At 75.1% G+C, this 5281-nt stretch carries 6 protein-coding genes; 2 read left to right on the forward strand and 4 right to left on the reverse strand.

What is annotated here, in order from left to right; genetic code table 11:
- The 4 genes from GL263_RS20785 to GL263_RS20800 form a co-directional block, all read right to left on the reverse strand.
- Positions 1-284, reverse strand: a 284-nt coding sequence (locus GL263_RS20785; protein WP_323379499.1) for a nucleic acid/nucleotide deaminase domain-containing protein, incomplete at its 3' end; no start/stop codon positions are given.
- Between the two features lie 169 nt (positions 285-453).
- On the reverse strand, positions 454-2544 hold the full coding sequence (locus GL263_RS20790) for an ATP-binding protein (protein WP_182857252.1): 2091 nt from the start codon (positions 2542-2544) through the stop codon (positions 454-456).
- 151 nt (positions 2545-2695) lie between these two features.
- Positions 2696-3088, reverse strand: coding sequence for a hypothetical protein (locus tag GL263_RS20795; RefSeq protein WP_182857253.1), 393 nt, complete (start codon positions 3086-3088; stop codon positions 2696-2698).
- Between the two features lie 165 nt (positions 3089-3253).
- On the reverse strand, positions 3254-3649 hold the full coding sequence (locus GL263_RS20800) for a hypothetical protein (protein ID WP_182857254.1): 396 nt from the start codon (positions 3647-3649) through the stop codon (positions 3254-3256).
- Between the two features lie 314 nt (positions 3650-3963).
- Here GL263_RS20800 and GL263_RS20805 point away from each other — a divergent pair, with 314 nt between their 5' ends.
- Entirely contained in the window at positions 3964-4305 is a 342-nt protein-coding gene (locus tag GL263_RS20805) for a hypothetical protein (protein WP_182857255.1), read from the forward strand.
- Positions 4302-5237 carry a WXG100 family type VII secretion target gene (locus GL263_RS20810; protein ID WP_182857256.1) on the forward strand — a complete coding sequence of 312 codons (936 nt, stop codon included), beginning with the start codon at positions 4302-4304 and terminating at the stop codon, positions 5235-5237. The genes GL263_RS20805 and GL263_RS20810 overlap by 4 nt, the downstream gene beginning before the upstream one ends.
- Positions 5238-5281: the final 44 nt, after the last annotated feature.

Consider the following 5281-nt stretch of genomic DNA (forward strand, 5'->3'; position numbering starts at 1 on the left):
GTGCAGCTCAGTTCGGCGTTCGGGAACGCCCGGCTGACGTAGGCCAGGGTGTAGCCGCCGGGGAGCAGGCTGGGGCTCAGGTCGGTGTGCAGGTGGCGCACGTCTTCGCCGTTCACGCCGAGCCGTTGCAGCTCCCCGTACAGCTGGTACTCGACCGGCGGCCGACCGGGGGAGGAGACGCGGAAGACGTTGGTCTCCTCTCCGCTGGCCTGGTCGATGTACGTCGCGACCGCCGTGTTGCCGGGGCCGGTCGCCGGGCGGCTGCCGGACTGCTGGCTGTCCACGTGGAACTCCCTGGATCTTCGCCGGTGATCGGGCCGAGAGCGTCCCGAAGCTTCGACTGCTGTGTGTGCTGGGGCGGGTTGGTCGGGTCGACGCCGGGCGCGCCGGGGCGGGGTGCCGGCGGGTGCGGCGTTCGGCGACCGAGCCTACCGGCCTGGTCGCGGGCGGGGCCTACTGGCCGGAACCCTGGTCGGTGGCCTCCGGCGGGGGTGTGAGGCGGAGTGCCCTGGCGCCGTTCTCGGTGGCGAGCAGCAGGACGCCGCCGGCGTCGACGTCCGCGCCGACAAGCGGCGTCGCGGAGACGTAGGCGGTGACCAGGCGCTGCTCGGGGCCGCGCTGCCAGATCCGGACGTAGTCGCCGCCGCGGCTGATGCCGAGGGGGGTGGCGGCCCGCTCCTCGTCGGACGGCATGCGGACCAGCGTCGGGTCGACGTCCAGGGGCTCGGCGGGGCCTTCGAGCGGGAGCAGCAGCACCGCGCCGGGCGGCGGGCCCTCGCCTGCGGCGGGCAGGACACGGGCGCCGGGCGTGCCGGCGGGCACGACCAGTACGGCGACCGGGAGGGTGTCGCCGGCGTCCGGCCCGGTCGGCTGGTCCTCGGGCGGGCTGTTCGGTGCGGGAAGGGCCGTGCGGGGGAGCCGGCCGATGGTCGCCGCGCTCACCCCGCTCAGCGGCAGCGTCCACAGGGTGCGCCACGGCAGGTCGGGCACGAGGCGGTGGAGTGCGGCGGCGTACGGGTCGAGGCCGTCCTCGGCGAACGCGGTCTCCAGCAGGGCCGCGCGTGTCCGGGCGGGTGCCTGGGTGCGGGTGAGGAGCGGGGCGGTGCGGAGGTAGGTCCGGGCGGGAGCGGTGAGGCTCTCCGGGGGCACCGCCTCCACGGCGGCGCGCAGCAGCACGGGATCGGCGTGGGTGAACAGGCCGGGGTCGGTGAGGAGTTGGGGCAGCAGCCCGGCTTCCAGGGTGTGGGCGGCGATGTGGTCCCGCACGTAGGGGTCGGCCTTCGACCAGTCCTGCTGGGGGACCTCGGCCAGCAGTGCCATCGCGACGCGCCCCTGCGCGGCGGGCACGTCCGGCAGCCAGGCGCGGATCTCGTCACCGAGGGCCGCGTGCGCCAGGCGCAGCAGCGGGCGGTCGGCTGCCGGGTCCGTCCCGCGGTCCGGGTCCCCGCCCGGGTCTCCGTCAGTGTCCCCGTCAGGGTCCACGCCTGTGTCCCCGTCCGTGGCGCCCTCCGAGGGCCGGACGGGTTCGATGAAGGGGGCGACCAGCAGCATGCCCTCCGCGAGCGCGGCGCTCATGTCGGTCTCGGCGACCGCGTTCGCGAGCGGTCCGAGGAGTTGCACGGGTAGGCCCTCGCCCTCGGCGAGGGCGAGGGGCGCCAGCAGCAGCCGCAGCGTCACGGGGTCGGCGCCCAGACGGCGGGCGTGCAGGTCGAGTGTGTCGCCGACGGTGGCCGGCAGGTGGGCGGGGTCGGCCGGGTCGAAGCTCTGCGGGTGCGCGAGGATCGAGTTCACCGCGAGTCGCACCGTCAGGCGGCTGCCGGCCCCGGCGCCGGTGCGCTCGGTGAGGGCCCGGCCGAGGGCGCGCCGCGCCGCCGGGTCGGTGGTGAACGGCAGGTCGGGGGCGCCGAACAGCGGGTCGAGCTGGGCCTCGGCCTGGAGCGCCAGCCCGTCGGGGTCGGCCCACCGGGGCTCGTCCAGGTCGATGACCTGCGCGGCGCCGGGCGGTAGTTCCGCGGTCACCTCGTCGACGAGGTCCCTGGGCAGGTCGACGAGCAGCCGGACGTTGGGCAGCGCGGCCAGCGGACGCAGCACGTCGTGGGCCAGTCGCCGCGGCTCCTGCGCGGCCCGTACCGGGCCCGCCTGGTCGACGTCGGGCACGACGATCGTCAACGTCTCCTCCCGCGCGGCGAGTTCGGTGAAGACGTCGGCGGTGCGGGTGGCCTGGACGCCGTAGTGGTCGGCGAGTACCCACAGCAGTTGCGCGGCGGTCAGCCCGGCGGCGCCGGGGACGGCCGGCGGGGGCAGCTCCGGCGGCACGGTGGCCGGGTCCATGGCGTCCAGCGGCAGGCGCTTGCGGTACTGGGGCTCGCACAGCATCAGGAAGCCGGTGAGCAGCCATGAGCGGCCGGTGCCCGGGCTGCCGGTGAGCAGGACTACCCGGGGCGAGCCCGGCCACTCCATGCGCCACGCCGCGAGCGCGCGCAGTGCCTCGGCGCGGCCGCCGATGTGGGGGTGCGGTTCGTGGGTCTGGCCGGTGCCGGTCATGGTGCGTCGTCTCCGCGTGGTTCTCTGTCGTGTCACGCCGTGCCCGCCCGAGGTGGGGCCGGGCGGACGTCGACGTGGATGCCGGATCTTCGCCGCGCTGCGTCGCGGCGCGCGGTGGGCGGGTGGCCGGGCCGGGCCGGCCACCCGCACCTCAGATCGCCCTGGAGCTGATGTGCGGCACCTTGCCGATGCCCAGCGACTCGGCCCTGGCCTGCTCGGCCTTGAGCAGCGAGTCATTGAAGTCCTCGTTGATCTCGTGGTTGGTGCCCATGCCCTTGAGGCCGTTGCCGATGTCGTCGAGCCGGCCCGTCAGGTGTGTCATGGACTCGAACATGCCGTCCCGGAAACCCGTGTACAGGGCGCCGAAGTTGTCACCGATGTCGTCGGCCCCCCACGGCGGACGCCCTCCGCCGTACTCGCCGGCGGCCTTGAGGCCGTTCTCCAACGTCTTCACCGCCCTGGCGAAGTCCTTGCTGAGCTTGACGAAGTTCCGGCCCTCGGCCTGGAGGACGGAAGGATCGGCCTGCAAACCGTCGTTCGACACGTCTTCCCCCGTTCGTAGCGCTGCTGCTGTGCGGTGTTCCGCTGCGGCTGTGTGATGGCTGTGTGATGGCTGTGTGGTGACTGGACGGGCGTGGCCGCCGAGTGTGGTGACGGCGGACAGGCGCGGCATGGTTCCGCGCCGCCCCGCACCGTCGGGCGGCGCGGCTCAGTGCCGGCGCTTGGGGCGCGGCGAGTTCTCCCGCTCCTCGCGGGCCCGCTGCTCCCGCTCGGCGTCCTCCCTCTCGGCCTCCTCCTTCTGCTCGGCGAAGAAGCGTTCCGCCTGCTCCCGGGAGCGCTCCTCCTCCTCGGGTGTCAGCTGCTCGGCGGCCTGGCGGATGCGGTTCAGGTTCTCGCCGAGCACGGAGAGATAGGTCGGGTTCTCGATGATGTCGCGAAGTCCGGTACGGCCGCTGAGCAGTTCACGGGCCATCTCCTGGAGCCGGGGATCGACGTCCGGGTTCTTCCGCAGCTGGTCCAGCGCCCTGCGGGTGTCCCGGGCCTGGGTCGGGTCCTCGAGATCCTCCATGAGGTTCTCTTCCTGGATGTCCCGCTCGTCCTTCACGGCTCTTCCTCCCACACCTCTGGCCTTCGCTGCGGCCGCCAGCGGCGGCGCACCCCCATTGTCACGCGCCGGTGGTACGTCGGCGAGGCCCGGGGTGGCGCCGGGCGGGAGAGGAACCGGCCGATTGTCCGGCAGAGTGGGAGAAACGGCCGCCCGCCCGGCGGTGGCGCGAACCGTTCGCCGCGTCGCACGCGTGTGGTGGGGCAGCGGTCCGGCCGCGGACCGCGCACCGCGCCCGCCGGCGGCCGGTAGCCCGTGTGCTAGATGTGGTCGGCGCCCGCGCAGCCGTACGACCCTGACCAACGGGAGAGTTGATGTCCGACGAACTCCACGTCAACACCGACGAACTGAGAAGGCTCGGGGCATCGTTCTCGACCCACGCCTACGACCTGGGACGGCATCTTTCGGACTTCCGTCGCCGCACCGATCTTGAGGCGGCGGCCCCGCCGGCGGGCGCCGCCCCGCTCACGGAACACCCCGCCGGTGCCGAACAGGTCTCGTACGCGGAGCTGAGCGAGATGGCGGAGGAGGCGGGCCGACTGGTAGGCGAGCTGCGGGACAAGCTGGAGGAGATAGGCGGCGGGCTGCGGGCCACCGCCCGCAACAGCGACGACGTGTACGAGGAGTTCGTCGAGCGGTACCGGGAGGCGCGGTGAGCGAGGAGCGGACGGTGGAGGCGCTGCGCGAGGCCGCCGCGGGCTGGCGGCAGTTCGGCGGGCAGGTGGAGGACGTGCTGCGCGCGCTGGACGCCGAGGTGCGCGCGGTGGTCGGCGAGCAGTGGCGGGGGCGGGCCGCGGAGGTGTTCGACGGCGAGTGGCGGCGGTTGCGTGCCGCCGTGGAGGAGGCGCTGCCGGCGTTCACCACGGCCGGCGACGCGCTGTCGTCGGCGGCCGACGACGCGGAGGAGGCCGCCCGGCGGGCGGCGCGGGAGGAAGCCCGGACGCTGGGCGACGGCCCGGGGGAGGAGCACGGCGGCGCGGCGTTCGGCGACGGGGACGAGTTCGCCGACCTCGGCGGTGCGGTCGGGGGAGAGGTGACGCGCGGGAGCGCGCACGCGTTCTCGCTGGAGGATCTGGACCGGGCGCTCGCGGCCCGGTCCGCCGACCACACCGAACTGCTCGGCGGCTCCTCGGGCCCGGACCCAGCGGGCGGCACCGGCGCCGAAGGCGCCTCCACACCGGAAAGCGGCCCCGCCGGGGGCGGGCACCGGGAGGCCCCGGGTGGAGCCGCGGCCGCGCCGGTCGCCGTGCCGCCGGGCATGCAGGCGGCCTATGTGATCACCGCGCTGTCCCAGCTCGGAACCGTGCTCGGCAGCACCTTCGCCCGGTCGCAGGGCGGTGGCGGCGGCCGGTCCGGACTGGCGCGCAGTCCGGGCGGCGACGCGAGCGACGCCCCGCGCGGCGCCTCGCCGTTCCCGACGCCCGAGCCTCGGTCGGACGAGGCGCCGCGCGGCGGCCTGGGCATCGCCGGGGGGCGTCGTACGCCCGCCAGGAACGCGGAGGGCGGCGATGCCGCCGACGCCGGTGCCGCTTCGGGGGAGCGGCCGGCGGATGGCCCCGATCGTGGGCGGCACGGGGCGTTCGGCTGACCTGACTTGGGTGGGTCGGCATGTGATGGTCCCCAGCCCCACCC

Source organism: Streptomyces durbertensis, from assembly GCF_014156695.1.
Lineage (GTDB): Bacteria > Actinomycetota > Actinomycetes > Streptomycetales > Streptomycetaceae > Streptomyces > Streptomyces durbertensis.

Bases quoted from the DNA above. Each gene is read 5' to 3' on its own strand.
- GL263_RS20805 (WP_182857255.1), top strand. From the start codon at position 3,964: ATGTCCGACGAACTCCACGTCAACACCGACGAACTGAGAAGGCTCGGG.
- GL263_RS20790 (WP_182857252.1), bottom strand. From the start codon at position 2,544: ATGACCGGCACCGGCCAGACCCACGAACCGCACCCCCACATCGGCGGC.